At 68.4% G+C, this 791-nt stretch carries 1 protein-coding gene; it reads right to left on the reverse strand.

What is annotated here, in order from left to right; genetic code table 11:
- The coding region (locus tag DM995_RS18180) for a histidine kinase dimerization/phospho-acceptor domain-containing protein (protein WP_198669479.1) at positions 1 to 791 on the reverse strand (791 nt) is incomplete at both ends.

Here is a 791-nt window from a genome sequence, read left to right on the forward strand (position 1 = left end):
CAAGGTCAAGCGCAGAGCATCGTCCTCGATCGCGAGCGCGCCGCCATGGCTCGCAAGCAGGTTGCGAACCAGCCTCAGGCAGAAGCCCAGGCCGAGCAGAGGCCCGCCGCCGTGCTGGCCCGCATCGGCGCGGTCGACATCGAACAGCGCGGCCTCGTCCAGCCCGGCCAGCGCTTCCGGACGGCTGAACCGGATATCGATCGACTGGTCGGCTTCGGCAAACCGCAGCGCCAGCGTTTCGCCCGGCTTGCAGCTGCCGATCAGTGCGCCGGCAAGACGCGGCACGATGCGGTCGAGCGCCTGGGCGGACATGGCGATGACAGCGGACGGCGGTACCGACCCCATGTCCAGCGTCGCACGCGCATAATCGAGCAGCGGTTCGACCCTGCTTGCAAGGCGATCGACCAGATCGGTTAGCGCGACATGGCCTTGCGGATCGTCGATGGCATTGCGATCGAGCCGGAGCGCGGTGTCGAGATCATCGAAGCCGCTGAGCAGCTGGCGCGCGTCCTGCCGGATGCGCTGCGCCATCTCGCGATAGTCGCTGAGCACCGGGCCGAACAGCTGCTGCTCGATGATCTCGGAAAAGCCCATGATGGCATTGAGCGGGGTGCGCAGTTCGTGCACGATCTGGCGCAGCCCGTCGCGACCTGCCAGCCCGGTCGTCGCGGCATCGGGCCCGGCGCTTTCCCAGGGCATCGGGCGGCGCAGCGTCCCGCTATAGCCCGTGAAACGGCCGGTCGCACGGTCGAAGCTCGGTTCGGCATCGATCCGCCATTCGCCCGCCAGCG

The sequence above is a fragment of the Blastomonas sp. UPD001 genome, from assembly GCF_003426715.1.
GTDB lineage: Bacteria > Pseudomonadota > Alphaproteobacteria > Sphingomonadales > Sphingomonadaceae > Blastomonas.